Below are 26,108 nucleotides of genomic sequence, written 5' to 3'. Positions count from 1 at the left end.
GCGCTACTCGAGGAAAGCATTTGACGTCGACGCGTCGGTCATCGGCAGGAGCCGATCACTCCGGCGCGGCAAGCCCTTGCCGCCAGGCTTGCCCCATCGACTGCAACAGCGGCCAGCATTCACGCTTGGCCTTGGCGGAGGTCAGCAAATCGTCGGGGTGAGGCAGAGCGTGGCAGATCCAGCCGGCCTCGTCCGCCGGAGCGCTCAACAACGGCGACCAGACCTCGTCGCCAACGGCGATGGCGCCATCGATGTGCATGCCGTGGCGCCGCGCCTGCCCGGCGCAGAATACCTGAATGCCCTCGCGGGCCTCGTCGACCGGGTCACTGGCCGGCACGTTCATCAACGGCCAGGTCAGGCTCGATAATGGCGCGCCGTTGACGGGAATACCGACGCTTTTCAACATCTGCCCGAGCAGCGCCTGGCCAGCGGCGGAAAGCGGCCGTTCGCCGGGCAGCAGCAGCCACCAGCGCTCGCCGATGACGGACAACGACAGCGTGAAACGCAACGGTTCGGTCGGCACCGGGGCAGCGGACTGGGCGACGGATTGGAGAGCATCGTCCGTCCGGCCCTCCTCCGCCGGGCGGGAGACAGGCGCCTGGCGAGATGTGGACTCGGGGTTCGACGCTGGCGCACGAGGCTCCGTCGCGCCTCCGCCAGAGGCGCCGTCGAGCAGAGCTCGGGCTCGCGACAGCGGCGCGGCGGTCTGCTGTGCAGGCGCCGTTTCTGCCGCGGGCCGCTCACGCTCGACCTCGACCGGACGAGCCGGCGTTTCCAGCAGTGCGTGCAGCCGCTGCCCGGGCGCGGGCTTCTCCGGTGCGGGAGCGGTTTCCCACTCGACCTGCTCGGTCGGCCTGGCATTGACGAAGCGGTACCGCGAGGTCCAGGTGGTGATACCCATGGCCTCGAGGTACTGAAGGCGTTGAGGATCGCCGATCACCGCCCGCCACCACCACGACAGTTGGGCGAATCAGGGCTCGCTTCGCCGCGCGCCGACCACTGCTGCGGCGTGTAGAGATGCAACGCCAGCGCGTGCACGGGCCCCGCGAGCTCGTCCGCCAGCAAGCTGTAGATCAGCTGATGTCGCTTGACGGGCATCAGCCCCGCGAACCGCTCGGAGACCAGCGTCACCTTGAAGTGGGTTTCCGAATCCGGTGGCACATGGTGCATGTGGCTCTCGTTCTCGACCACCATCTGGACCGGCTCGAGCGTCGCGAGTTTCTCTTCGATACGGGTCTGAACACTCATGACAGTTTCTCCTGTGCCAACCGAATCATTGTAGCGTCTCCCCGGCCCATCGAGCGACGACCGGGGAATGGGCGCTGTCGCCAGAGGCGAAACTCAGCGCCGTCGTCCCTTGGCGGCCATCGGCGTGCGATAGAGGCTCAGTGCCAGCGCAATCATGGTAGAGACACACCCTACCCACAGCGATAGCGTCAACGATCCGAACGAAAGACCGAGAATCAGCCCGACCAGCGCCGTTCCCAGCGACTGCCCGAAGGTGCGCACCGAGGCCAGCACGCCGGAGGCATTGGCGCTCAACTCCACCGATACGCTGCCGATCATCTCGCGATTGTTCGGCGCCTGGAACAGCCCGTACCCCACGCCGCACAGCGCGGTTCGCCAGATCACGTCGAGGTAGCTCGAGTCGCCGTCCAGGCCGGTCAGTGCCAGCATGCCCAGCAGGAAAAGGCCCAGCCCGGTCGAACTGATCAGCGCCGGATTGCCCTTGTCCGCCAGACGTCCCGCCAATGGCCCGATGACCATGATCACCAGCGGCCAGGGCGTGAACAGTACCGCCGACATGATCGGCGACACGCCCATGACGGTCTGGTAGAGGAACGGCAGCCCCACGAAAGCCACGCCCTGGGCCAGAAACGCAAACATCGACACCACCGCGGCGAACGAGAAGCGCGGTTCGGTGAACAGTGCCAACGGCACCAGCGGCCTGACGGCGTGACGTTGGCGGTAGATGAACCCCAGCAGACAGACCACGCTGAGCGCCAGCGTCGACAGCGCCAGCACGCCGCCATTGCCATGGCCGAACTGATCCAGAGCAAAGACGCTGCCACTGAGCATGACGATCGACATCAACGCGCCCCAGATATCGATTCGTCCGGGGATGGGCGCTTCCCGCGGCAGCGCGCGCACTCCCAGCGTCAGCGCCAGCAGCCCGATCGGCACGTTGATGGCGAACAGCCACGGCCAGCTCGCCACGTGCAGGATCAGGCCGCCCAGCGACGGCCCCGCGGCGATGCCGAACGCGACGGTCAGCGCACTGAGACCGATGGCCGAGCCGAGCAGGCGCGTGGGAAAGATGATGCGATAGAGCGACGGCCCGATGCTCAGCATCGCGGCGGCGCCGACCGCCTGCAGACCTCGCATCGCGAGCAGGAACTCGAACGAGCGCGCCAGCGCACAGCCCAGCGACGCCACGGTGAAGACCAGCAGACCACCGATATAGAGCCGGTGGCGCCCTACCCGACGACTCACCGCGGCAAAGGTCAGCAGCAAGGCGGCGGTCACCAGCTGGTAGACGTTGGCGATCCAGATCGATTCGGAACCGCTGATCGACAGTTCCTGGGCCAGGGTGGGAAGGGCAATATTGACAATGCCGTTGTCCAACACCGCCATCTGGGTACCGGTGATCATCGCCAGCAGCGCCAGCTTGCGTTCGCGCCCGGGTAGACCATCGTCCCCCGGGCGTTCCTCGAACAGGCGCTTCAGCATGTCTTCGGGTAGCGGCAAGCACCGCCGTCAGGCAACATCCGACCCATCACTCCTCGTCGGTCTCCATCAGCAGTTCGTCGTCGACTTCGGACGTTTCCAGCTCGGCCTCGTCGTCGAGGTCCACCGCCAGATAGCTGTGTTCGAGGGTGAGGAACGCCTGGAACAGCGACCAGTCGAGGTTCTCCGGCCACTGACGCTCATCCTCTTCCCACGCCCGCAGTTCGGTTTCGAGAATGTCGTAATAGCGCTCCCCGACATAGGCATGCAACGCCTCCGGCGTATCCATCTCGGGGATCAGGTAGACGGTATTTTCGCCAGCGATGTCGTCGAGCGTCAGGTCGTCTTCACCGACGGTCGGCTCCAACGAGTTGACCCAGTCGACGAACGCCTGGGTCGGCTTGACGCTCAGCGCGGAACGATTGAGCAGCTTCATCGGTGTCACCTCTTCTTGGGAACCGCCCGGAGTCGGAGAAATTCGATCGGCGGAATTCGAACCGCAGCCATTATGGGCGCTAGACGCGCCCCTGACCAACAACTCTTGCCCTGGTTTCCATGCGCGAGGAGCAAATGCTTGAAGGTGGCGAGCTAATGGCGGGCTAGGCGCGCGACAAGACATTGGCGGAATGGACGCGGCTGTCCATGAGCAAAATGTCTTGTCGCGCAACAACGCCGGCCGACGCGCAGCCCCTTCAACTATTCCGGGCGCATCGCCGGGAATAAGAGTACATCCCTGATCGACGGACTATCGGTCAACAGCATCACCAGCCGGTCGATACCGATACCTTCGCCAGCGGTCGGCGGCATGCCGTATTCCAGCGCGCGCACGTAATCGGCATCGTAGTACATCGCTTCCAGATCGCCGGCGTCCTTCTCCGCCACCTGAGCGGCAAAACGCTCGGCCTGGTCCTCGGCGTCGTTGAGCTCGGAGAAGCCGTTGGCGATCTCGCGCCCGCCGACGAAGAACTCGAAGCGGTCGGTAACGTGAGGGTTGGTATCGTTGCGTCGCGCCAGCGGGCTGACTTCGGCCGGATACTCGGTGATGAAGGTCGGCTGATCGAGCCGATGCTCGGCGACGGCTTCGAAGATTTCGGTCTGCAGCTTGCCCAGGCCCCAGGTCGGCTTGACCGGAATGTTCAGGCGCTCGCAGGTTGCCTTGGCCGCCTCGAAGGTATCGATGTCGGCTTCGCCAATGGCATCGCCCTCGATCTCGGCGCCGTATTCGATGATCGACTGGCGCAAGGTCAGACGACGGAACGGCTGGCCCAGGTCGTAGTCGGTGCCCTGATAGGTGACGGTCGTGGTGCCCAGTACCTGCTCGGCGGCGTCACGGACCATCGCTTCGGTCAGGTCGAGCAGATCCCGGTAATCGGCATAGGCCCAGTAGAATTCGAGCATGGTGAATTCCGGGTTGTGCCGCGTCGACAGCCCCTCGTTACGGAAGTTGCGGTTGATCTCGAACACCCGCTCGAACCCGCCCACCACCAGGCGCTTGAGGTAGAGCTCCGGAGCGATGCGCAGATACATGTCGATATCCAGCGCGTTGTGGTGCGTGGTGAACGGCCGCGCGGTGGCGCCGCCGGGGATCGGCTGCAGCATCGGCGTCTCGACTTCCATGAAGCCGCGCTCGACCATGAACCGGCGGATCGCGGCGATGACGCCGGAGCGCACCTCGAACACGCGCCGAGACTGCGGGTTCATGATCAGATCGACATAGCGCTGACGATAACGCGCCTCGAGATCGGTCAGACCGTGGAACTTGTCCGGCAGCGGGCGCAGGCTCTTGGTCAAGAGCTTGGCCTCGACCAGCATGACGTAGAGATCGCCCTTGCCGGACTTGTGGACCGGGCCGCGGCCGGCGACGATGTCACCGATATCCCAGCTCTGGATATCTTCCAGCAGCTCGGCGGGCAACCCTTTCTTGTCGACGTAGAACTGGATCTGGCCGGAAACGTCCTGAATCACCACGAACGGGCCGCGCTTGCGCATGACGCGCCCGGCGACGGCCGCCTGGCGATCGAGCGACTCGAGCTCGGGCTTCTCCTTGTCGCCCAGTTCCGCCTGCAGGTCCGCCGCCAGACTGTCGCGGCGGAAGTCGTTGGGAAATGCGCTGCCACCCTGCTCCGCCGCCTGCTCGCGACGCGCCGCCAGCTTGGCACGGCGCTCCGCGATCAGCCGGTTTTCTTCATGCGCTTCATTGTGCGCATCGGAAGGAGATTGCGGGTTGTCCTGGTTCGCCATGTCGTCGCCTGTCGAAAAATAAAGTAAAGCCGCGAGCCGCGAGCCGCGAGCCGCGAGCCGCGAGCCGCGAGCCGCGAGCCGCGAGCCGCGAGCCGCGAGCCGCGAGCCGCGACTACCAGAATGCGGTCGTAATGAGATTCGCAAGCCCTTTTCTCGTAGCTCGTAGCTCGTAGCTCGTAGCTCGTAGCTCGTAGCTCGTAGCTCGTAGCTCGTAGCTAGAGACCTTGCTTCAAACTCGCTTCGATGAACTGATCCAGATCGCCGTCGAGCACCTTGTCGCAGTTGCTGCTCTGCACGCCGGTTCGCAGATCCTTGATGCGCTGGTCGTCGAGCACGTAGGAGCGGATCTGGCTGCCCCAGCCGATGTCGGCCTTGCTCTCTTCGGCCTGCTGCTTGGCAGCGTTGCGCTTCTGCATCTCGTGCTCCCACAGCTTCGCCTTCAACTGCTTCATGGCGAAGTCGCGGTTGGCGTGCTGGCTGCGCTGGCTCTGGCAGGCCACCACGATCCCCGTCGGTTCGTGGGTGATACGCACCGCCGAATCGGTGGTGTTGACGTGCTGACCGCCGGCGCCGCTCGAGCGGTAGGTATCGGTACGCAGATCGGCCGGATTGATCTCCACCTCGAAGCTGTCGTCCACCTCGGGGGAAAGGAACACGGACGCGAACGAGGTGTGCCGCCGCCCGCCGGAATCGAACGGGCTCTTGCGCACCAGACGGTGGACGCCGGTCTCGGTACGCAGCCAGCCGAAGGCGTATTCGCCCTGCACGTGAATGGTGGCGGACTTGATCCCGGCCACTTCACCTGCGGAGACTTCGGTCAGTTCCGCCTTGAAGCCGTGATGCTCGGCCCAGCGCAGGTACATGCGCAGCAGCATGTTGGCCCAGTCCTGGGCTTCGGTGCCGCCGGAGCCGGCCTGGATGTCGAGATAGGCGTTGTTCTCGTCCATCTCGCCGGAAAACATGCGCCGGAATTCCAGCTTGTCGAGCTGGCCTTCGAGATACGCAAGCTCCTTGCGGACCTCGTCGATGGTCGCGTCGTCCTCTTCCATCACCGCCAGCTCGAGCAACTCGCGATTGTCGGTGAGGCCCGCATCGAGGGTATCGATGGTCTCGACCACGGCTTCCAGCGACGCCCGCTCCTTGCCCAGCTTCTGGGCATAGTCGGGATCGTTCCAGACGTCCGGGTTTTCCAGCTCGCGGGAGACTTCTTCTAGCCGGTCTTTCTTCTCGGCATAGTCAAAGATACCCCCTCAGGACGTCTGTCCGTTCGGACAGGTCCTTGATGAGGTTGTTGATCGGGTTGATCTCTTGCATGGGATTCCTGCCAACGTAGCCGCGGGCGCTCCCTCGGCTCGACGAATGCTGAACCGGAAAAACGAATCGAGAGAACGCCCCAAAAGGGCGCTCATTGTAGCCAACTGCCGGCATAGCGTCATCCCGCCAGACGCGGGCAAGCGCAAAGCGCTGTACGGCCGGGCTCGATGCGCTAAGGTTGGAAAATCATAAGCCATCTACCAATAACCATTCGGTCATCGATCACTCGGTCTTGACCCTCATTTCAGGGATAGCATTTCCATGTCACCGACTCGCCTTGCTGCCGCCATCGGTTTCGCTGCCACACTCACTGCCCTGCCGCTCCAGGCCGCGACGCTGCAGGTAGGCATTTCCGGCGATCCCGCCTCGCTCAGTCCGGCCAAGATCACCGGCGGCGTGTGGGAAGAGGACGTCCTGCGGGACATCTTCGAAGGCCCGATCGCCATCGATGCCGACGGCCAGATCATCCCCGGCGCTGCCGAAAGCTGGGAGATCTCCGACGACGGCAAGACCTACACCTTTCATCTGCGTGATGGTCTCGGATGGTCCGACGGCGAGCCGCTGACCGCCGACGACTTCGTCTACGCCTATCGCCATCAGGTCGATCCCAAGACTGCCTCCAACTACGCGCATCGGCTTTACCCGGTGGTCAACGCCCAGGCGATCAATGCCGGCGAAAAGCCGCTCGAGTCGCTGGGCGTCGAATCCCTGGACGACGGCAAGACGCTCAGGATCACGTTGAACGCGCCCACCGTCTATTTCCTCAAGACGCTGGTACTGCCGTTTGCCTATCCGATTCCGAAGCATGTCGTGGACGAATTCGGCGACGACTGGAGCGATCCGTCCCACATTGCGGTGAATGGCGCGTTCAAGCCGGTGAAGTGGGTCTCCAATACCGAACTGGAAACGGTCAAGAACCCGAACTTCCATGATGCCGACAACGTCAGCCTGGACGGCGTCGACTACTATCCGCTGGAGGACAAGAACGCCGGCATCCAGCGCTTCCGAGCCGGCGAGCTCGACATCCTGCGCGACTACCCGGCAGCACAGTACCCGCGCCTGTCGGAGAACCTGCCGGACGCCACGCACCTGTTTCCGTCATTGGGCACCTACTACTACGTGTTCAACCTGCGTGACGGCTCGCCGGTAGCGGACAAGCGCGTGCGCGAAGCGCTGAGCCTGGCGATTCGTCGCGACGTGATCGCCAAGCAACTGCTGAAGGGCGGCGTCGAGCCGGCCACCTCTCTCGTGCCCCCGGGCACCAGCGACTACGAGGCCCAGTCCCAGCCGGGGCTCGATGACGACATGGACAGCCGTCTGGCTCGTGCCAAGTCGCTGATGCAGGAAGCCGGCTACGGCCCGGACAAGCCGCTCGAGCTGACGCTGCGCTTCAACAGCGGCGACGAGCACCGCCAGATTGCCGTGGCGGTCGCCGCCATGTGGAAGCCGCTGGGGGTCGACGTCGAACTGCGCAATACGGAAGCTAATGTTCACTACGCCGACCTGATGGAAGGCGATTTCCAGGTCGCCCGTGCCGCCTGGATCTCGAGCTACGATGATCCTCAGAATTTCCTGCAACTGTTGTCGGCGGAAACCAACAACTATGGCGGCTACCAGGACGAGGACTACAACGACCTGATCAGCCAGTCGGATGCCGAGCAGAATCCGGCGAAGCGCGCGCAGCTGATGCAGCAGGCCGAAGCCCTGGCGCTGGCCGACTATCCCCTGACACCGATCTATACCTACAGCTCGCGCAATCTGGTCAACCCTGCCGTCGATGGGTGGAACGACAACGCGCTGGATATGCACGCATCGCGCTGGGTGCAGCTTCCAGAGGCACGGGACGAACGCCCAGAGTGATTCGACTAACGTCTATCTGTGACTAAAATCACAACGAAGGCGGCGTCGTTGCCGCCTTCGCTCGGCCATATGCATGAAATGAAACGGACTATCGAGCATTTGAATTAGACGATGCATGAGCTTCACGCGAAGGTATCGCATCCGTTTCGCGGGCGTCCTCGCCAGTCGATAGTTCAGGAACGCATTCGGCCCGAGCCCCTGGCGAATGTGCCACAACAACAAGTCGGAGTTTCAACAGATGTCCAAACTGCATCTTCCCCGCGCATTGTTTCCGCTCAGCGCATTGGCGCTGGCCACCTCCCTGGCAGCCTCCCCGGCACTGGCAGAGACGCTCAATATCGGCGTTCAGGGCGAGCTCGCCTCGTTCGATACCTCGCAGGTTTCCGGTGGGGTATGGGAGTCCCAGGTGCTGATGGACGTCTACGAGGGTCTGGTCAAGCAATCACCGGACGGCGAGCTGCTGCCGGGCATGGCCACCGAGTGGGAAGTCTCCGACGACGGCAAGACCTATACCTTCCATATGCGGGAAGGCGCCAAGTGGTCCGACGGCGAGCCGGTCACCGCCGAAGATTTCGTGTTCGGCTGGCAGCACCTGCTGGCGCCGGAGAACGCCTCCAAGTACGCCTACATGCTCTATCCGATCGTCAATGCCGAGGCGATCAATACCGGCGACAAGAAAGCCGACACCCTCGGCGCCGAATCGCTGGACGGCGGCAAGACGCTCAAGGTCACGCTCAACCATCCGACGCCCTACTTCCTGCAGTTGCTGACCCATTACACCTCTTATCCGGTGCCCAAGCATCTGGTCGACGAGTACGGCAAGGATTGGGTCAAGCTCGACCATATCGCCTCCAACGGAGCGTTCAAGCCGGTGGACTGGGTCTCGCAGTCGCGCATCAGCGTCGAGAAGAACCCGGCCTACTACGATGCCGACGAGGTCTCGCTGGATGGCGTCAACTACTACACCGTCGAGGACCGCAACGCGGGTATTTCCCGTTTCCGCGCCGGCGAACTCGATGTACTGTCCGACTATCCCTCCAGCCGCTATCAGTGGCTGAAGGACAATCTGCCCGATGCCACCCACATGAGCCCGATGCTCGGCTCCTACTACTACGTGCTCAACAATCGCGACGGCAACCCCACCGCCGACAAGCGCGTGCGTGAAGCGCTCAACCTGGCCATTCGTCGCAACGTGCTCTCCGAGCAGATCATGGCCGGCAGCTTCAAGGCTTCCACCGCCATGGTTCCGCCCGGCACCAGCCACTACGACGCCCAGCAGATGGACCTCGGCAGCGACGACATGAACGATCGCATGGCCCGCGCCAAGGCGCTGCTGAAGGAAGCCGGCTACGGTCCGGATCATCCGCTCGAACTGCGCCTGCGCTACAACACCAGCGACGAGCACAAGAAGATCGCCATCGCCGTGGCCGCGATGTGGAAGCCGCTGGGCATCAACGTGCAGATGATCAATTCCGAAGCGACCGTCCATTACCAGACCATCCAGCAAGGTGATTTCGATGTCGCCCGGGCCGGCTGGATCGCCGATTACAACGACGCCGAAAACTTCCTCACCCTGCTGCATACCGGCGTCGGCAACAACTACGGCGCCTACTCCAATCCCGAGTACGACAAGCTGATGGATCAGGCGGCGCAGACCCAGGATCTCGACGCCCGGGAAGGCATTCTCGAGAAGGCCGAGAACGTGGCGCTGGATGACTATGCGTTCATTCCCATGCTGACCTACGTCACGCGCAACCTGGTGAATCCCAAGTTGGAAGGCTGGGCAGACAACGTCGAGGACGACCATCCGTCGCGCTGGGTCCACTTCACGGAGTAACGGCTTGAGTCGCTGCCAGGAGACGCCGAGGTGAGCTGTATAGGCGTTACCGTCGCCGGTTTATGGACTTCTCCCGAAGCGCCGCGGGCCATCGATGCCCCGGCGCTGGGCAACCCGGCACTGCTCGAGCGCTGGCTCTCCCGTCTGGACGACGAGACTCGCCTGGCACTGTGCAAGGAGAAACGGCTCGCCACCCAGGTGCTGCTGGACACGCCGGTCGAGATACTCGAGCGCCATCGTGATGGCCACGGCAATGACTGGTGTCGCGTCGTGGTCCCGAGCCAGCGGTCCTCGCTGGACGAGCGCGGCTACCCCGGCTGGATCCCGGCGGCCCAGCTCGTCGAGGCAGAGGGCTGCCCGGCCGATGCCGAGTCGGTGGTAGTGATCGCTCCCATCGCCTGGCTGCAGGGCCTGCCCCAGGGACGCTCGCTGAAACTGAGTTTTCTGACTCGGCTGAAACTGGCCGAACCGGTGCCGGAAATCGCTGACCGGAGAGCGTCCCGCGTCTGGGTGGAGACATCGCTGGGACGCGGCTGGCTGCCACGCGACAGTGTCCAGTTGCCGGGCGAGGGCCTGCCGGCGACTGCCGCGACGCTGGAAACGCTGGGTCGGCGCTTCGACGGTCTGCGCTATCTGTGGGCCGGCAACTCGAGCTTCGGCTACGACTGCTCGGGGCTCGTTCACAGCCTGTTCGCCGCCATCGGCATTCGTCTACCTCGGGACGCCCACGACCAGGTCGAGACAGGGCTTCCGGTGGCGCCGGACGAGCGCCGTGCGGGCGATCTACTGTTCTTCGAGAAGCCCGACGACGCAGGCCGGCTGGTGGTCGATCACGTGGCGCTCTATCTCGGCGATGATCGCATGCTGCACGCGCCGACCAACAACGCCCGGATCGAATGTCGCCGGCTTTCGGGCAGTCGATACGAAACACAGCTCTGCACCGTGCGTCGCTTTCTCGACCCGGGCGATCTGGGAAAGGCGATTCCAGCAGGAACTATTCCCGCAGGAACCTGAAGACTTAAGATCGAGACGGGGTCGCCAAAACGGGCGAATGCGCCAGCAGCCCCGGCAATAACAAACGCTCAACAACGGATGGACTCGATCATGCGTACACAGCCCAGATACGGCTCACATCGAAGAACCGCCAGGCTCGTTCTTCCCCTGCTCGCAGCCGTGAGCCTGACGACAGCCCTGTCCATCGACACCGCCCGGGCCGCCACGCTGAGCATCGGCATCCAGGGTGAACCGGCGTCACTGGATACCGCCCGGATCGGGGGTACCACCTGGGAGAACGACGTCCTCGGCGATCTGTTCGAGGGCCTGGTCACCCTGGACCCCGCCGGCGAGTACATTCCCGGCGCCGCCAGCGGCTGGGACGTCAGCGACGACGGTACCGTCTACACCTTCGAACTGCGCGACGACGCCAACTGGTCGGATGGTGAACCCGTGGTCGCCGGGGACTTCGTGCTCGCCTTCCAACGCCTGTTCAATCCGGCCAATGGTGCCGTCTACGCCAGCCTGTTCTATCCGATTCGCGGCGCCGAAGCGCATACCAAGGGCGAGCAGGGCGCTCCCGAACTCGGCGTCGAAGCGGTCGACGCCAAGACCTTGAAGATCACCCTGAACCAGCCCACGCCCTACTTCCCGACGCTGCTGGCGCATATCGCCGCGTCGCCGGTGCCTTCGCACCTGGTCGAGCGCTTCGGTAACGACTGGACCCAGATGGGTCATATCGCGACCAACGGCGCCTTCACCCCGACAAGCTGGACCTCCCACGATCACATCGCGGCGCGCAAGAACCCCGAATTCCATGACGCCGACGACGTCGCCCTCGATGGCGTCGACTACTATCCGGTCGAGGATCGCAGCGCCGGCCTGCAACGCTTCCGCGCCGGCGGTCTCGACATCGTTCGCGATTTCTCGCCGGACCGATACCAGTGGCTGCAGGAGAACCTGCCCGACGCCGTACACCTCGCGCCGCAGCTGGCCAACTACTACTTCGCGCTCAACCAGCGCGATGGCCACCCCACCGCCGACAAGCGTGTCAGGGAAGCGCTCAATCTGGCAATCCGCCGGGACGTGATCACCGACAAGATCATGGGCGGTGTCGTCTCCCCGGCCAGCGGCTTCGTCCCCGGCGGCGTCAGCCACTACGACGCCCAGACCATGCCTGGCCTGGATCGGACGATGGATGAGCGGATTGCCGAGGCCAGGAGTCTGCTCGCGGACGCCGGCTACGGCCCCGATCATCCGCTCGAACTGACGCTGCGCTACTCCACCACCGAGGCCAACAAGCGCATCGCCGTGGCACTGGCCGCGATGTGGCAGCCACTCGGGGTCGAGACGCAACTGATCAATGCCGAGGGCGCGGTCCACTACGCCGAGCTCGCCAATGGCAACTTCGATGTCGGTCGCGGCAGTTGGGTCGCGGACTTCGACGACGCCAGCAACTTCCTCGGCATCCTGGAGAGCGACTCGCCCAAGAACTACGGCGGCTATCGCAGCCAGGCGTTCGACGAGCTGATGGCCAAAGCCAGCCGCGAGACCGACATCGCCGCCCGCCAGCAGTTGCTGCAGCAGGCGGAGCGGCAGGCGCTCTCCGACTATGCGGTGGCACCGATCTACGTCGACGTCTCGCGCAACCTGGTCAACCCCAAGCTGGATGGCTGGAAAGACAACGCGCTCAATCGGCACCTGTCGCGCTGGCTTTCGCTAGCGTCGGACTGACAAACGACAATTCGAATCACCAATGCCGTCGTGTCATCGATTCGCAGCGACCGGCGGCCAAGGGACGCATTACCAGATGATTTCGAAACCCTACAGCAAGATCTCGCGCCATCTGCTTGCCACGCTGGGCGGCATCACACTGACGGCATTCGCCATCCCGGCGCAGGCCTTCAGCGTCAATATCGCCAACGGTGCCGAGCCGGGCACCCTCGATCCGCAGAAGACCAGCGGCACCTGGGAGACACGCATTACCCGCGCGCTGTTCGAGGGGCTGGTCACCTATGCCAAGGATGGCAGCCTGGTCCCAGGGCTGGCCGATCGTTGGGAAGTCGGCGACGATGGCAAGACCTACACCTTCCATCTGCGCGACGCCGAGTGGTCCGACGGCGAACCGATCACTGCCGAGGACGCCGTCTTCGCCCTGCGTCGCGTGCTCGATCCGGCGATCGCCAACCAGAACGCCAATCTCTACTACCCCATCGTCAACGCCCGGGCGATCAATGCCGGTGACGAGAGCGCCGACGCCCTCGGGGTCGAAGCGGTCGATTCGCATACGCTGCGCATCCGATTGACCCAGCCCACCGCCTGGTTCCTGCAGGCGCTGGCGATGACCGAAGCGGCGCCGCTTCCCGAACACGTCATCGCCAACGAAGCAGGCTGGGTGCAGCCGGGCAACACCGTTTCCAGCGGCGCCTTCACCCTGGATGAGTGGCAGCCGCAATCGCGCATCGTGGTGGAGAAGAATCCGCATTTCCATGCCGCCGACAGCGTCGCCGTGGACAAGGTCACCTTCTACCCCATCGACGATGCCGGCTCGGCCCTCAACCGCTTCCGCACCGGCGAGATGGATATCGCCTACTCCAGCGTGCCGTCGTCGCGCTTTGCCTGGGCGCGGGAGAACCTCGGCGACGCGCTGAGAGTCGGCCCGCTGACGGCGGAATATTTCTACATGTTCAACCTCCACGACGGCCAGCCGCTGGCGGATAAGCGCGTTCGCGAAGCCCTCAACCTGGCCGTCCGGCGCGACGTCATCACTGACCAGATCCTCGGCCAGGGCCAGACCCCCTCGTTCTGGTACGTACCGCGCAACACCGCCAACGCGCCGCAGGGGGAGCTGGATTTCGCCGACATGCCGATGGAACAGCGCCTGGCACGCGCCAAGGAGCTAATGCAGGAAGCGGGCTACGGACCCGACCATCCGCTGCACCTGCGGCTCAACTACAACACCCTGGAAGATCACAAGAAGATCGCGGTGGCGGTGGCCGCGATGTGGAAGCCGCTGGGCGTGGAGGTCGAGCTGATCAACTCCGAGGCGGCCGTCCACTACGCCACCATCCGCGAAGGCAATTTCGAGGTGGCGCGCTACGGCATGGTGGCGACCATCAACGACCCGTTCGATTTCCTCAATGCCTACGCCGACAACGGCTCGGCAAGCCGGAGCAGCGGCTACCACGACGCGACCTACGACGCGCTCGTCGCCGAGAGCACCGGCGAACTCGACGCCGAGAAGCGTCGCCAGTTGATGACGCAGGCCCAGCAGCGGCTGCTGGACGACTATGCGCTGCTGCCACTCTACGACTATGTCTCCGTTCACCTGGTATCGCCCGACCTCCAGGGCTGGGAGAGCAACCCGATGGACGTTCACCCGCTGCGCTATCTCCAGGAGCGCGAGCAATGATTCTCTCGAAGACGCCGCCACGTTCAGGCTCAGGTGACTCCGCATGCTGATCTACACCCTCAAGCGCCTGCTGCAGGCGATTCCCACGCTGCTGATCGTGATCACGATCTCGTTCTTCCTGATGCGTGTGGCGCCCGGCGGCCCGTTCGACGGCGAACGCCAGCTCCCGCCGGAGATCGAAGCCAACCTGATGGCCGCCTACCATCTCGACGAACCGCTGCCGATGCAGTACCTGCGCTACATGGGCAATCTGCTCCAGGGCGATTTCGGGCCGTCGTTCAAGTACAAGGACTTCTCGGTCACCGAGCTGATCATGCAGGGTTTCCCGGTCAGCCTGGAGATCGGCGGGCTGGCGATCCTGCTGGCGCTGATCATCGGGTTGCCGCTGGGGATCGCGGCGGCGATCAAGCGCAACTCCACCGTGGATTACCTGGTCATGGGCACCGCGCTGACCGGTATCGCCGTTCCCAACTTCGTGATCGCACCGATCTTCGCGCTGGTGTTCGGCGTGCTGCTGGGCTGGCTGCCGGCCGGGGGCTGGAACGGTGGCGCCCTGCCCAACCTGGTCCTGCCGGTGGTGGCGCTGTCGATCCAGCAGATCGCCTATATCGCGCGGATGATGCGCGCCAGCATGATCGAGGTGCTGGGCAGCCACTTCATCCGCACCGCGCGGGCCAAGGGTCTCAACGAGGGTGAAGTGATCTGGCGCCACGCGATTCGCCCTGCCCTGCTGCCGGTGATGTCCTACCTCGGCCCGGCCATCGCCGGGATCATCACCGGTTCGGTGGTGATCGAGCAGATCTTCGGCATCCCGGGGATCGGCCGCTACTTCGTTCAGGGCGCGCTCAACCGCGACTACACCCTGGTGATGGGCACGGTGGTCTTCTACGGCGTGCTGATCGTACTGATGAACCTGATCGTCGACCTGCTCTACTCCGCGCTCGATCCCCAAATTCGCTACGACGACTGACTCATGAACAATGACCGCCTCATGACCAACGACCGAGCCTCGACTCCATTCATTCGTGCCACCGGGGAGGCCGCCAATGACGTCTGATTCCAAGCCCTACAGCGGAGAACGGCGGGATGGCGCTCCGCTGCCCGCCGGCGGCCCCAATCCGCCCCGCGCTCCCGAACCGGAAGCCGCCGCGGCCCCCGTGGGCGAAAGCCTGGCCAAGGATGCCTGGCGGCGCCTCAGCCAGAACCGTGCCGCCATGGCCAGTCTGGGTCTGCTGATCGCCATCATCGTGGTCTGCGTCGTCGGTCCGTGGCTACTGCCCTGGGGGCTGGCCGAGGTCGACTGGAACGCCTTCGGCACCGGTCCGACGCTGGAAGGCGCCCACTATCTGGGCACCGATGCCAACGGCCGAGACCTGCTCACCCGGGTGCTCTATGGCGGCCGCGTCTCACTCTCGGTGGCGCTGGTCGCCTCCTTCGTCAGCCTGGTGATCGGTGTGCTCTACGGCGCCATCTCGGGCTATCTGGGCGGCCGCGTCGACAACGTCATGATGCGCTTCGTCGACATCATGTACTCGCTGCCCTTCATGTTCCTCGTCATCCTATTGATGGTGGTATTCGGCCGCAACATCTTCCTGATCTACGCCGCCATCGGCGCCGTGGAGTGGCTCGACATGGCACGCATCGTGCGCGGCCAGACCCTGGCGCTGAAGCGTCGCGAGTTCATCGAGGCGGCCCATGCGCTGGGCGTGCGCGACACCAAGATCGTCACCCGCCACCTGATCCCCAACGCCATCGGTCCGGTGATCATCTACGTCACCCTCACCGTGCCCAAGGTGATCCTGCTGGAGAGCTTCCTGTCGTTCCTGGGGCTCGGCGTGCAGGAGCCGTTGACCAGTTGGGGTGTGCTGATCTCCGAAGGCGTCGACATGATGGAGAGTGCCCCCTGGATGCTGCTGGTGCCGTCGTTCTTCCTCGCCGCCACGCTGTTCTGTCTCAACTTCCTGGGTGATGGGTTGAGAGACGCCCTTGACCCGCGCACACGCTGAGGAGCCCGAAAAATGCCTGCGCTCGCCCAGCCATTGTTGAACAGCCCCTCAGGCTGCTCATTGATACCCCATCAACTCCGCGCCTTCCAAGCTGTTCGCCTCGGCTGGCCATCGCTCGCCGATTTTTCGCCGGCGTGCGACTCTCCAACATCGTCGGGAGCCGTTTCATGAGTTCTCTGCTCGAAATCGACAAGCTCAGCGTGACGTTTCAGCTGCCCACCGGGCCGGTGACGGCGGTCAAGGACGTGAGCTTCACCATCGCCGAGGGCGAGACGATGGCGCTGGTCGGCGAGTCCGGCTCCGGCAAGTCGGTCACCTCCACCGCCGCCATGCGCCTGCTGCCGGAGCTCGCCGAGACCACCGGCGCAATCCGCTTCAACGGCGAGAACCTGCTGGAGGTCACGCCCAAGCGCATGCGCCGCGTGCGCGGCAACGACATCTCGATGATCTTCCAGGAGCCGATGACCTCGCTCAACCCGCTGCACCGCATCGGCAAGCAGATCGGTGAAGTGCTGATCCGGCACAAGCAGCTCAAGGGCCAGGCCAATCGGCGGCGCGTCCTGGAGCTCCTGAACCAGGTCGGCATCCCCGAGCCGGAACGGCGCATCGACAGCTACCCCTACGAGCTCTCCGGCGGCCAGCGCCAGCGCGTGATGATCGCCATGGCGCTGGCCTGCGAACCCAGACTGCTGATCGCCGACGAGCCGACCACGGCACTCGACGTCACCGTGCAGGCGCAGATTCTCGACCTGCTCAAGTCGCTGCAGGCCGAATACGGCATGGCAATCCTGTTCATCACCCACGACCTGAGCATCGTTCGCCACTTCGCCGATCACGTCGCCGTGATGCGGTATGGCGAAGTGGTCGAAACCGGCCGCACGCTGGAGGTCTTCGACAATCCTCGGCATGACTACACCCGCATGCTGCTGGACGCCATTCCGCGCGGGCGCAAGGAGCCCGCCCCGGCAGACGCACCGGTGCTGATGAGCGGGCGGGACATCAAGGTGCGCTTCGCGCTGAAGAAGCGCCTGTTCGGCAAGAGCGAGTACTTCGAGGCGGTGCGCGGGATCGATCTCTCCATCCGCCGCGGCGAGACGCTGGGCATCGTCGGCGAGTCCGGCTCGGGCAAATCGACGCTCGGCCGCGCCCTGCTGCGACTGCTGAAATCCGAGGGCGAGATCCGCTTCGAGGAGGCCGACATCTCCGGACTCGACAAGTCCGGCATGCGTCCGCTGCGTTCACGCCTGCAGGTGGTGTTCCAGGACCCCTTCGGTTCGCTCTCCCCGCGCATGACGGTGGGCGACATCATCAGTGAAGGCCTCAAGGTGCATCACCCGGCACTGAATCGCCGCCAGCGCGAGGCCGAGGTCATCGCCGCGCTGGAAGAGGTCGCCCTCGATCCGGCCATGCGCAACCGCTACCCGCACGAGTTCTCCGGCGGCCAGCGCCAGCGCATCGCCATCGCCCGCGCGCTGATCCTGAAGCCCGAGCTGCTGCTGCTCGACGAGCCGACCTCGGCCCTCGACCGCTCGGTCCAGGTCCGGGTCATCGACCTGCTGCGGGATCTACAGAAGAAGCACGGCCTGACCTATCTCTTCATCAGCCACGATCTCTCGGTGGTGCGCGCGCTCTCCGACGATGTGATGGTGATGAAGGAAGGCCGCGTCATCGAACACGGCTCGGTGGAAGCGATTTTCTCCAATCCGCGAGAGCCCTATACCCAGGCGCTGCTGAAAGCGGCATTTCTGGAGAGCGAAGCCGCCTAACGCCTTTCTCTTCCAATAACAACAGAATTTGGCCGCGGGCGCTTCACGGCACCCGCCTAGGGTATCTGCGGCCAAAAAGTGGGGATCTACCCCAAAACCCACTCCTGCAAGGGAGCCAATGATGTTCTTGAACACGAAGTCCGTAACAAAAGGACTCTTCTCCGCCATCGCGCTGGTGGCACTGGCAGGCTGTCAGAACTACACACCGGCAGGTGACGGTGCCGGCAGCTTCGAGCGTGGCAAGCTGGAGATGAGCGCGCCGCCCGCGCTTGTCGAGCAGTTCAAAACGTTGGACAGCAATGGCGATGACGTCATCGATGTCAGCGAGGCCCGGTCGGACTCGGATCTCATGGGGGCGTTCGGCACCGCTGATATCGACAGCGATCGCCAACTCTCGCTCGAAGAGTTTCTGGACAGCCAGGCCGTCGATAACAACTGATCGCACAAGCGATCAATATCATCGAACCAGTGATCGCACTCTTTAAACGAGTGAACACGCTTTTATAAAAACAGCAAGCAAGAGTCACCATGATGAATAAGACTTTCGTGGCGAGCCTCGTCGCCACCGGCACCCTTTTGGCCAGCCAATCCGTTCTGGCCGTGACGCTATACGAAACGACTCAGGACAAGCTGACTTTCAGCGGGCGCATCGCGGCGGGGAGCAGCTTTGTCGACGACGTCCACGACGATCACGATCCGACCAATGCCGGTTCACGTGTTCGCCTGATTCACGAACACAACTTCAAGGGCGGCTGGTCCTCTATTGCGCGCGCTGAATGGGGCTTCACGCCCTTTTTTGAAAACGGAAGCGACGAGCATTACAAGCGCCTGCTCTATGCCGGTGTCAGCCATGATGATTACGGCACCATTCTGATCGGCAAGCAGTATTCACTGTGGTACGACATGGTAGGCGTATGGACCGACTGGTTCTGGTATAACGGCGCCACCGCTCAGGGCAGTTTCAACGGCGTCAATGGTGATGGCGGCATCGAAGGTAACGGCCGGCCCGACAATGCCATCTCCTACAAGAACAGCTGGGGCGACTGGACGCTCGGCTTGCTCTATCAGACTTCACGCGACGACGTTCCCGCTTCGTCAGGTTACAGCGGCAATCTGACAGGTTTCGAACGCAACTATACGGCCCAGGGGGCCGCAGTCTACCAGCCCACCGATGAATGGTCCTTCGGCTTCACCTATACCCATAGCGACATCAATGGCAAACGCGCGGGCGGAGGCAAGCAATCGGAGAATGTCGACGCGGGACTGTTAGGCGCGCGCTGGACACCCGGAAACTGGTATTTCGCGCTGACCGCGGGCGAATACCACAACCTGATTCGCGACGGTAACTTCAGCGGTGTCGAGAACGCCGACGGCATCGTCGACGAGGCACGCGGCTACGAAGGCGTGGCGCTCTACAACGTCAAGAATCAGGTACCCGGAACGGTACAGCTCTATACGGGCCTGAACCGTCTGGAAGACCGCGATTCGGATGCCCGCAACGCCTTCTATCTCGCTGGCGCGGCATGGCTTCTGTTCGACGACAATCTGATTCTCGCCGTCGAACAGAAGTTCGACGACTCGAGAAATGCCGACGACAGCGACTACGCCAACGACGAGACTGACCTGCTGGTGCGCTATAACTTCTAACCTTTGTCGCCAGGCGACTCCGGTCCCGACCGGAGCCACCGGTTCCAGAACGCCGTGCAAACGTTCGGAAGCTACGTCACCGGGATACTGTTCCTGACGATCGCTTGCCGCTGCCATTGGTAGCGGCTTTTTTTTGCGAAAGTGGCGTTCTTTTTGCAAAACAGGATGCATGAAGAGAGCCGGCCGCGGCCGCCTGACTCGACTCTCAAAAAGCAAAACCCCGGCCTGAGCCGGGGTCGTGTTACCGCTATGGTCGTGAAATCAGAAGCGATAGGTCGCCTGCACGCCGAACAGATTGAGCGAGTTGTCGTATTCGGCCTGATAGGAGTTACCGTTTTCGTCCTGCAGATCGACGTCGGCGCGATCTTCCCAAATGTAGCTGTAGGCGGCATCGATGGTCAGGTCGGGGATCGGCGTCCAGCCAGCGCCGATCGAGACCAGGGTGCGATCCGCCGTGGGCACGCGTGGGCTGCGATGGGCGTCCTTGACTGGCGACTGGTCGTAGGCGATACCGCCGCGCAGACTCCAGGCCGGATTGAGCTGGTAGGCGAGACCGGCGGCATACTGCCATGTATCGCGGTAGTCCTGCTGTTCATTGATATCCAGCCCCAGGTCGTTGTCGACCACCAGCTGGTCGAAGCGGCTCCAGCGGATATAGGTCGCCCCGGCCATCAACGTCCAGCGGTCGTCGAGCTGATGGGTCACCGAGAAGTCGATGGTCTCGGGCAGAGTGATGTCGAGCGAGGCGTCGCCGTCGGCGTTGAGGAATGCCGGGCCACCCGCACCGACCCCGCCGAAGACGTTGGAGGCGTCGACGTCACCGGTGAGATGGTATTCAACCTTGGAGCGGTAGGTTAGGCCCAAGGTGGTGGACTCCACCGGGCGGTAAATCATGCCGATATTGTAGCCCCAGGCGTCGTCATCGCCCTTGACGTTGACGGTACCGTCACCGGCAGCTGTCGGGTTGAGCGGGTTGGGCGACTTGCTCTCCAACTCGCCCTTGATGTGGTTGTAGGTCACGCCGAAGCCGATGGCGAGCTTGTCGTTGAAGCGGTACGACAGCGTGGGCTGGGCGGTGATGACTTCCAGATCGCTGTAGTTGCCGAAGTAGCGTCCCTTGAAGTCGTCGTTATAGTCGGTAATCAACCCGAACGGGGCGTAAACACCGAGACCAAAGCTCCAACGGTCATTGATTGGCTGCACGTAATAGCCGAAAGGAATGGCCTTTTGGGGAATCATGTCGCCGTCCGAGCCGCCCCCAGTAGCGACCGATCCAATGATCGGCGTACCGTTGCCATCGACGCCGGTCACCATCGGCTGGTTGCCACTTTCGTCATGGATATCGGAACTGGCATCGATGTAATGAGTGCCCGCGGTCAACTGCGCCCGATCGAGAAACGACATCCCTGCCGGGTTGCCGAAGACAATGGTGGCATCTTGAACGTTGGAAGCTCGCCCCGCCCAGGACGTGCCCTGACCGCTGACGCTCTGTTCCTGCAACTGAAATGCGCCCGCCAGCGCTTGTCCTGATACTGCGGCGCTCGCTAGAGCAACGGCTAACGACAGACGGTGATAACGAATCATCATGATTGATTCCCTCTGGACTCAGGAAGCCGCCGCGGCGTCTAGCCCGCCTGTTAATGCGGTCGGTAATTCCGTTGTTATCTGAGCCATTCCCCAAGGTAAGAAGACTGGACTTTTCGATATCCGTTTTGACGGAATGGCGATTTAGCGTCAATGCGCAAACGGTCGTTTTAATCGCTTTTTGGAAATTTCTTTAGTCGTAAGACCAACCGCTAAAGCGCCGATTTACAGCATCGGGCTACGTGATGGCAGCGCTTGACCCTTGGGCTACACCTAGGTTTTAGACTGATGTTATCCATGGTTCAGCGAGGACATCCGATGAAGGTAACCGAACTGGCCCGAGCTGCCGGCGTCACGGCCGAGACGGTGCGCCACTACACGCGCCAGGCGCTGTTGAAGCCGCGCCGTGACCCCGACAACGGCTATCAGCTGTTCGATCAGCAGGATCTCGACCGGCTACGTTTCATCCAGCGAGCGAGAACGCTGGGCTTCAGCCTCAAGGAGATCGCCGACATTCTCGAGCAGGCCGATCAAGGCGACTCGCCCTGCCCGCTGGTGCGCGACCTGCTGGCCGCTCGCCTGCCGCAGATCCATGCCCGGATCCGCGAGCTCCAGGCGCTGGCAGATCGCATGGAGCGAGCGATGAGCGACTGGTCACGGCTGCCGGATGGCACGCCCGATGGCCACAGCATCTGCCGATTGATCGAGCAGACGCCCGATACCCACGATGAATGCTGCGCTCCGGCAAGGAGAAACGCATGAACCGTTACCACTATCGCGTCGATGCCATGCATTGCCAGGGCTGCATCAAGCGCATGCGCGAAGCCATTCAGGCCGAGGACGCCAAGGCCGAAGTCAGCGGCGAACCGGCCGATCACCGACTTCAAGTCGACAGCATGCTGCCACGGGATCGGATAGCCCAGTTGCTGACCGAGGCCGGCTATCCTCCGGCCACCGAGCACGGGTCACACGTTTTCACCATCCCGGCGATGAGCTGCCAGGGCTGCGTCAAGCGCATGCGCGAGGCCGTTCAGGCCGAGGACGCCAAGGCCGAAGCCAGCGGCGAACCCGCCGATCACCGACTTCAAGTCGACAGCACGCTATCACGGGATCGGGTCGCTCAGCTGTTGACCGCGGCCGGCTATCCGCCCGCAGACGAGGCAGCTGCCGAGACCGAGGCGCGTGAGAGCGAGCCCGACCGGACCGACGATCCCCGGCCATCCGACGACGCCGCCCCATCCGATAGCCAGGCGGACGAGACGATGGAGGCCGGCCAGCTACAGCGACTCTCGATCAGTGGCATGACCTGCGCCGGTTGCGTCAACGCGGTGCAGAAAGCGCTCTCGAAAACCCCCGGCGTCCAGCATGCCCAGGTCAACTTCGCCAGCGAGACGGCCCAGGTCAGCGGCCAGGCCAGCATCGCCGATCTGATCGCGGCGGTCGAGAACGTCGGCTATGGCGCCTCGCCGATCGAGGATCTACGCGAGGCATCCGCCAAGCGTCAGCAGAATGCCTCTCGGCAGGCCCGTCGCCATGCGATCGAATCGGCGGTCAGCCTGGCGCTGGGCGTACCGATGATGCTGGCGATGTTCTTCCATATGCCGCAGCTCGAGGGCGGCGAACGCTGGATCTGGCTGCTCCTGGGGCTGGCCACGCTGGGCGTGCTGGCCACCGCGGGTCGTCGCTTCTTCGACGGCGCCTGGAAAGCGTTCCGCCATCATCAGGCCAACATGGATACCCTGATCGCCCTGGGCAGTGCCGCCGCCTGGCTCTATTCGATGGCCGTGGTGCTGTTCCCGACGGCGATTCCCGAGGGATCCCGGCATCTCTATTTCGAAGCGTCGTTGATGATCATCGGTCTAATCGGCATCGGCCAGACGCTGGAGCTCAAGGCTCGGGGACGTACCAGCCAGGCGCTGTCCCGTCTGCTCGACCTGCAGAGCAAGACGGCTCGGGTGATTCGCGACGGACAAGAGCGCGATATCGAGATCGAGCAGGTTCGGGTGAACGATCGAATCCGGGTGCGCCCGGGCGAACGCCTGCCGGTCGATGGCGATGTCGAGGAGGGAGAGAGCTTCATCGACGAGTCGATGCTCACCGGGGAGCCGGAACCGGTACGCAAGGCGGCCGGAGATCGGGTCAGCGCCGGCACCGTCAACGGCAAGGGAACCCTCGTCTATCGCACGAGCCATGTCGGCGACGACACCCGGCTGGGACGCATCGTCGACCAGGTCTCCCGCGCCCAGGAGTCGCGGCCGCCGATCGGCGCACTGGCGGACAAGGTCTCGGCGACCTTCGTGCCCAGCGTGATGATCGTCGCCGTCGTCACCGCGCTGCTCTGGTTCAACTTTGGCCCCGCGCCGCAGCTCGTACACATGCTGGTGGCGGCGACCACCGTACTGATCATCGCCTGCCCCTGCGCCCTGGGCCTCGCGACACCGATCTCGACCATGATCGGCATCGGCAAGGCCGCCGAGTACGGCATCCTGATTCGCGACGGCGAAGCGCTACAGACCGCAAGCCAGTTGACCACCCTGGTGGTCGACAAGACCGGTACCCTGACCGAGGGCAAACCGCGGGTCACCGACAGCCGCTACTGGCTGGAGCAAGCGCGCGTCGATGCCGTGGTGGCCGCTCTGGAGCGCGGCTCGGAGCATCCGCTGGCCGACGCCTTGGTGAGATACGTCGGGGATACGGCGGACGATGTGACGATCCGTGATTTCCAGAGCCTGACCGGCCGCGGCGTCAGCGCGACGCTGGATGATGGCAGCCAGGTGTTCCTGGGCAACGCCGCGCTGATGCATGAGCACGGCATCGATGTGACCACTGGCTCGTCCGACGCCGAGAAGTGGCAGGCACAGGCGAGCAGCGTGATCTACCTCGCCATCGGCGGCGAACTCGCTGCCCTGTTCGGTATTCGTGACGCGCTGAGGGCGGACAGCCGCGCGGCGATCTCGCGGCTGAAGGCCGAGGGTCTGACCGTGGTAATGCTGAGCGGCGACAATCGCGCCACCGCCGAAGCCATCGCCCGGGAAGCGGGCATCGACGAGGTTCGCGCCGAACTGATGCCCGGCGACAAGCAACAGGCCATTGTCGAGCTGCAGCAACGCGGTGAACGTGTCGGCATGGTCGGTGATGGCATCAACGATGCACCGGCGCTGGCACAGGCCGAGGTCGGCTTCGCCATCGGCCAGGGCACCGATATCGCCATTGAAAGCGCCGGCATGACGCTGATGCGAAACTCGCTGCACGGCGTCGGCGACGCCATCGCCATCAGCCGTGCCACGCTCTCCAACATCAAGCAGAGCCTGTGGGGCGCCTTCGGCTACAACGCGTTGGGCATCCCGATTGCCGCCGGTATACTCTACCCGTTCACCGGCATGCTGCTGTCGCCGATGATCGCGGCCCTGGCGATGTCGCTCTCCTCGGTCACGGTGGTCAGCAATGCCAACCGGCTACGGCTGTTCCGGCCCGATAGCGGCCAAGGTTCGACAATCCAGACCAACGCAAGCGCAAAGGAAGCGACGGCATGATACTTCTGCTCAACACCTTGGGCATCGCCGTGATTCTGTTCATCGTCTGGTGGTTCTGGTTGAGCGGCTGATTGCAGCCAACCCAGGGCGAAGCCAGCAAGGAGAAAGCGATGACTTCACCACAACCTGCCCCGCCGCTGGGCGGGGTCATCGAAAGCGTTCTCTACACGGCCGACATGAAGCAGGCCCGGGACTTCTTCACGCGCGTGCTCGGGCTCGAGCCCCATCTCGAGGATGAGCGCTTCACCGCCTATCCCACCGGCAACACCATGCTGCTGGTGTTCCAGCGGGGCCAGACCGGCGAGACGGTCCGCCTGCCGAATGGCATGGGGACCATCCCGCCTCACGATGGCGACGGCCGCCAGCACCTGGCGCTGGCGATTCCGGCCGAAAGTCTCGACGACTGGGAAGCGCATCTCGCCGATCAGGGCATCGAGATCGAAGGCCGGACCCGCTGGCCGAAAGGGAGCGTGAGTCTCTATTTTCGTGACCCGGACGGCCACCTGCTCGAGCTGGTCACGCCGGGGCTGTGGCCCAACTATTGAACTGTGCCGGCCCAGCCCCAGCCCTTCAACTCTGGCTGATGCCGGCGTAGAGCCCCGGGCGGTGATTGATGGTGAGAATCGCCCCCAGCACTACGGTGCCGACGATCGAATAGAGCACATTGGTCACCGGCAGCACGAAGAACGCGAGCAGCATGATCAGGCCATCCAGCGCCATCTGCACCTTGCCCGCCGGCCAACCGTAACGGTCCTGCAGGTAGACCGCGAGAATGTTGAACCCGCCGAGACTGCCACGGTGGCGTAACAGAAACAGCACGCCCAGGCCGATCAGGCTGCCCCCCGCCAGCGCCGCGAACAGCGGATCGACCTCGCCGATCTCCAGCCAGCTCGGCAGCATCCAGGAGATCCACGACAAAAGCGCTACCGCACCGAAGGTCTTGAAGGTGAACTGATGGCCGATCCGCCGCCAAGCCAGCCAGTAGAACGGCAGGTTGATGACGAAGAAGACGAGCCCGAAACTCCAGCCGGTCACGTAGGTCACCAGCAGCGCCAGGCCCGCCGTGCTGCCGATCAGAATCTCGGCATGGTGATAGAGCGCCAACCCCAGCGCCGCGCATGACGATCCCAGCAGAATGGCCAGCACGTCTTCATAGGAACGGTGACGGTACGTCGTTTCCATTGGGCA

At 63.6% G+C, this 26,108-nt stretch carries 21 protein-coding genes; 13 read left to right on the top strand and 8 right to left on the bottom strand.

The features are described from left to right. Positions 1–55: 55 nt before the first annotated feature. From BC443_RS10465 to prfB, 6 genes are all read right to left on the bottom strand, one after another. A complete protein-coding gene (locus tag BC443_RS10465) occupies positions 56–940 on the bottom strand; it encodes a hypothetical protein (protein WP_139284293.1) in 885 nt (294 codons plus the stop codon). Then, on the bottom strand, positions 937–1,248 hold the full coding sequence (locus BC443_RS10460) for a BolA/IbaG family iron-sulfur metabolism protein (RefSeq protein WP_071231774.1): 312 nt from the start codon (positions 1,246–1,248) through the stop codon (positions 937–939). The genes BC443_RS10465 and BC443_RS10460 overlap by 4 nt, the downstream gene beginning before the upstream one ends. Positions 1,249–1,341: 93 nt before the next feature. Continuing rightward, positions 1,342–2,730, bottom strand: coding sequence for an MFS transporter (locus tag BC443_RS10455; protein ID WP_071231914.1), 1,389 nt, complete (start codon positions 2,728–2,730; stop codon positions 1,342–1,344). A gap of 46 nt (positions 2,731–2,776) precedes the next feature. Continuing rightward, positions 2,777–3,163, bottom strand: coding sequence for a hypothetical protein (locus BC443_RS10450; protein ID WP_071231773.1), 387 nt, complete (start codon positions 3,161–3,163; stop codon positions 2,777–2,779). Positions 3,164–3,423: 260 nt separating this feature from the next. After that, positions 3,424–4,968 (bottom strand): lysine--tRNA ligase, encoded by a 1,545-nt coding sequence (gene lysS / locus BC443_RS10445; protein WP_071231772.1) that lies wholly within the window; start codon positions 4,966–4,968, stop codon positions 3,424–3,426. A 215-nt stretch (positions 4,969–5,183) separates the two neighbouring features. Then, positions 5,184–6,282 (bottom strand): peptide chain release factor 2 gene (prfB, locus tag BC443_RS18605; RefSeq protein WP_139284292.1). Its coding sequence is split into 2 segments (ribosomal slippage): positions 5,184–6,206 and positions 6,208–6,282, totalling 1,098 coding nucleotides; the frame shifts between segments, so codons are not numbered across the junction. A 261-nt stretch (positions 6,283–6,543) separates the two neighbouring features. Between prfB and BC443_RS10430 the strand changes: the two genes are divergently transcribed. The 10 genes from BC443_RS10430 (at position 6,544) to BC443_RS10385 (ending at position 19,803) form a co-directional block, all read left to right on the top strand. Continuing rightward, the gene (locus tag BC443_RS10430; protein WP_071231769.1) at positions 6,544–8,142 is read left to right on the top strand and encodes a peptide ABC transporter substrate-binding protein; all 1,599 of its coding nucleotides are present in this window, start codon (positions 6,544–6,546) and stop codon (positions 8,140–8,142) included. Between the two features lie 238 nt (positions 8,143–8,380). Further along, positions 8,381–9,979 carry a peptide ABC transporter substrate-binding protein gene (locus BC443_RS10425; protein ID WP_071231913.1) on the top strand — a complete coding sequence of 533 codons (1,599 nt, stop codon included), beginning with the start codon at positions 8,381–8,383 and terminating at the stop codon, positions 9,977–9,979. A gap of 30 nt (positions 9,980–10,009) precedes the next feature. Beyond that, on the top strand, positions 10,010–10,993 hold the full coding sequence (locus BC443_RS10420) for a C40 family peptidase (RefSeq protein ID WP_071231768.1): 984 nt from the start codon (positions 10,010–10,012) through the stop codon (positions 10,991–10,993). A gap of 159 nt (positions 10,994–11,152) precedes the next feature. Beyond that, positions 11,153–12,706: a peptide ABC transporter substrate-binding protein gene (locus tag BC443_RS10415; protein ID WP_247643261.1), complete on the top strand. Its 1,554-nt coding sequence runs from the start codon at positions 11,153–11,155 to the stop codon at positions 12,704–12,706. Between the two features lie 76 nt (positions 12,707–12,782). After that, the gene (locus BC443_RS10410; RefSeq protein WP_083387344.1) at positions 12,783–14,384 is read left to right on the top strand and encodes a peptide ABC transporter substrate-binding protein; all 1,602 of its coding nucleotides are present in this window, start codon (positions 12,783–12,785) and stop codon (positions 14,382–14,384) included. Between the two features lie 43 nt (positions 14,385–14,427). After that, a complete protein-coding gene (gene oppB, locus BC443_RS10405; protein ID WP_071231767.1) occupies positions 14,428–15,354 on the top strand; it encodes an oligopeptide ABC transporter permease OppB in 927 nt (308 codons plus the stop codon). Between the two features lie 76 nt (positions 15,355–15,430). Next, positions 15,431–16,390: an ABC transporter permease subunit gene (locus BC443_RS10400; protein WP_139284291.1), complete on the top strand. Its 960-nt coding sequence runs from the start codon at positions 15,431–15,433 to the stop codon at positions 16,388–16,390. A gap of 167 nt (positions 16,391–16,557) precedes the next feature. Next, on the top strand, positions 16,558–18,156 hold the full coding sequence (locus BC443_RS10395; RefSeq protein ID WP_071231766.1) for an ABC transporter ATP-binding protein: 1,599 nt from the start codon (positions 16,558–16,560) through the stop codon (positions 18,154–18,156). Positions 18,157–18,277: 121 nt separating this feature from the next. Then, positions 18,278–18,595 (top strand): EF-hand domain-containing protein, encoded by a 318-nt coding sequence (locus BC443_RS10390; RefSeq protein ID WP_071231765.1) that lies wholly within the window; start codon positions 18,278–18,280, stop codon positions 18,593–18,595. 89 nt (positions 18,596–18,684) lie between these two features. Next, a complete protein-coding gene (locus BC443_RS10385) occupies positions 18,685–19,803 on the top strand; it encodes a porin (RefSeq protein ID WP_071231764.1) in 1,119 nt (372 codons plus the stop codon). Between the two features lie 261 nt (positions 19,804–20,064). Here BC443_RS10385 and BC443_RS10380 read toward each other — a convergent pair whose 3' ends face one another. Further along, positions 20,065–21,390: an outer membrane protein transport protein gene (locus tag BC443_RS10380; protein WP_071231763.1), complete on the bottom strand. Its 1,326-nt coding sequence runs from the start codon at positions 21,388–21,390 to the stop codon at positions 20,065–20,067. A 315-nt stretch (positions 21,391–21,705) separates the two neighbouring features. Here BC443_RS10380 and BC443_RS10375 point away from each other — a divergent pair, with 315 nt between their 5' ends. The 3 genes from BC443_RS10375 (at position 21,706) to BC443_RS10365 (ending at position 25,465) form a co-directional block, all read left to right on the top strand. Beyond that, complete coding sequence (locus BC443_RS10375) at positions 21,706–22,149, top strand: MerR family transcriptional regulator (RefSeq protein WP_071231762.1); 444 nt, start codon at positions 21,706–21,708, stop codon at positions 22,147–22,149. A gap of 227 nt (positions 22,150–22,376) precedes the next feature. Then, entirely contained in the window at positions 22,377–24,920 is a 2,544-nt protein-coding gene (locus tag BC443_RS10370; protein ID WP_071231909.1) for a heavy metal translocating P-type ATPase, read from the top strand. A gap of 110 nt (positions 24,921–25,030) precedes the next feature. Next, the gene (locus BC443_RS10365; RefSeq protein WP_071231761.1) at positions 25,031–25,465 is read left to right on the top strand and encodes a VOC family protein; all 435 of its coding nucleotides are present in this window, start codon (positions 25,031–25,033) and stop codon (positions 25,463–25,465) included. 25 nt (positions 25,466–25,490) lie between these two features. On the opposite strand, the gene BC443_RS10360 is transcribed toward BC443_RS10365, so the two are convergent. Continuing rightward, complete coding sequence (locus tag BC443_RS10360; RefSeq protein WP_071231760.1) at positions 25,491–26,102, bottom strand: YitT family protein; 612 nt, start codon at positions 26,100–26,102, stop codon at positions 25,491–25,493. Positions 26,103–26,108: the final 6 nt, after the last annotated feature.

The sequence above is a fragment of the Salinicola sp. MIT1003 genome (assembly GCF_001858555.1).
Lineage (GTDB): Bacteria > Pseudomonadota > Gammaproteobacteria > Pseudomonadales > Halomonadaceae > Salinicola > Salinicola salarius.
Note: the sequence above shows the minus strand (reverse complement) of the source record. Positions and strands in the feature narration are given on the sequence as shown.

What these genes read in the sequence shown, in the direction of transcription:
- BC443_RS10460 (WP_071231774.1), bottom strand. Translation starts at nt 1,248, where the DNA reads ATGAGTGTTCAGACCCGTATCGAAGAGAAACTCGCGACGCTCGAGCCG.
- BC443_RS10455 (WP_071231914.1), bottom strand. Translation starts at nt 2,730, where the DNA reads ATGCTGAAGCGCCTGTTCGAGGAACGCCCGGGGGACGATGGTCTACCC.
- BC443_RS10450 (WP_071231773.1), bottom strand. Translation starts at nt 3,163, where the DNA reads ATGAAGCTGCTCAATCGTTCCGCGCTGAGCGTCAAGCCGACCCAGGCG.
- lysS (WP_071231772.1), bottom strand. Translation starts at nt 4,968, where the DNA reads ATGGCGAACCAGGACAACCCGCAATCTCCTTCCGATGCGCACAATGAA.
- BC443_RS10430 (WP_071231769.1), top strand. Translation starts at nt 6,544, where the DNA reads ATGTCACCGACTCGCCTTGCTGCCGCCATCGGTTTCGCTGCCACACTC.
- BC443_RS10425 (WP_071231913.1), top strand. Translation starts at nt 8,381, where the DNA reads ATGTCCAAACTGCATCTTCCCCGCGCATTGTTTCCGCTCAGCGCATTG.
- BC443_RS10410 (WP_083387344.1), top strand. Translation starts at nt 12,783, where the DNA reads ATGATTTCGAAACCCTACAGCAAGATCTCGCGCCATCTGCTTGCCACG.
- oppB (WP_071231767.1), top strand. Translation starts at nt 14,428, where the DNA reads ATGCTGATCTACACCCTCAAGCGCCTGCTGCAGGCGATTCCCACGCTG.
- BC443_RS10400 (WP_139284291.1), top strand. Translation starts at nt 15,431, where the DNA reads ATGACGTCTGATTCCAAGCCCTACAGCGGAGAACGGCGGGATGGCGCT.
- BC443_RS10395 (WP_071231766.1), top strand. Translation starts at nt 16,558, where the DNA reads ATGAGTTCTCTGCTCGAAATCGACAAGCTCAGCGTGACGTTTCAGCTG.
- BC443_RS10390 (WP_071231765.1), top strand. Translation starts at nt 18,278, where the DNA reads ATGTTCTTGAACACGAAGTCCGTAACAAAAGGACTCTTCTCCGCCATC.
- BC443_RS10385 (WP_071231764.1), top strand. Translation starts at nt 18,685, where the DNA reads ATGATGAATAAGACTTTCGTGGCGAGCCTCGTCGCCACCGGCACCCTT.
- BC443_RS10380 (WP_071231763.1), bottom strand. Translation starts at nt 21,390, where the DNA reads ATGATGATTCGTTATCACCGTCTGTCGTTAGCCGTTGCTCTAGCGAGC.
- BC443_RS10375 (WP_071231762.1), top strand. Translation starts at nt 21,706, where the DNA reads ATGAAGGTAACCGAACTGGCCCGAGCTGCCGGCGTCACGGCCGAGACG.
- BC443_RS10370 (WP_071231909.1), top strand. Translation starts at nt 22,377, where the DNA reads ATGAGCTGCCAGGGCTGCGTCAAGCGCATGCGCGAGGCCGTTCAGGCC.
- BC443_RS10365 (WP_071231761.1), top strand. Translation starts at nt 25,031, where the DNA reads ATGACTTCACCACAACCTGCCCCGCCGCTGGGCGGGGTCATCGAAAGC.
- BC443_RS10360 (WP_071231760.1), bottom strand. Translation starts at nt 26,102, where the DNA reads ATGGAAACGACGTACCGTCACCGTTCCTATGAAGACGTGCTGGCCATT.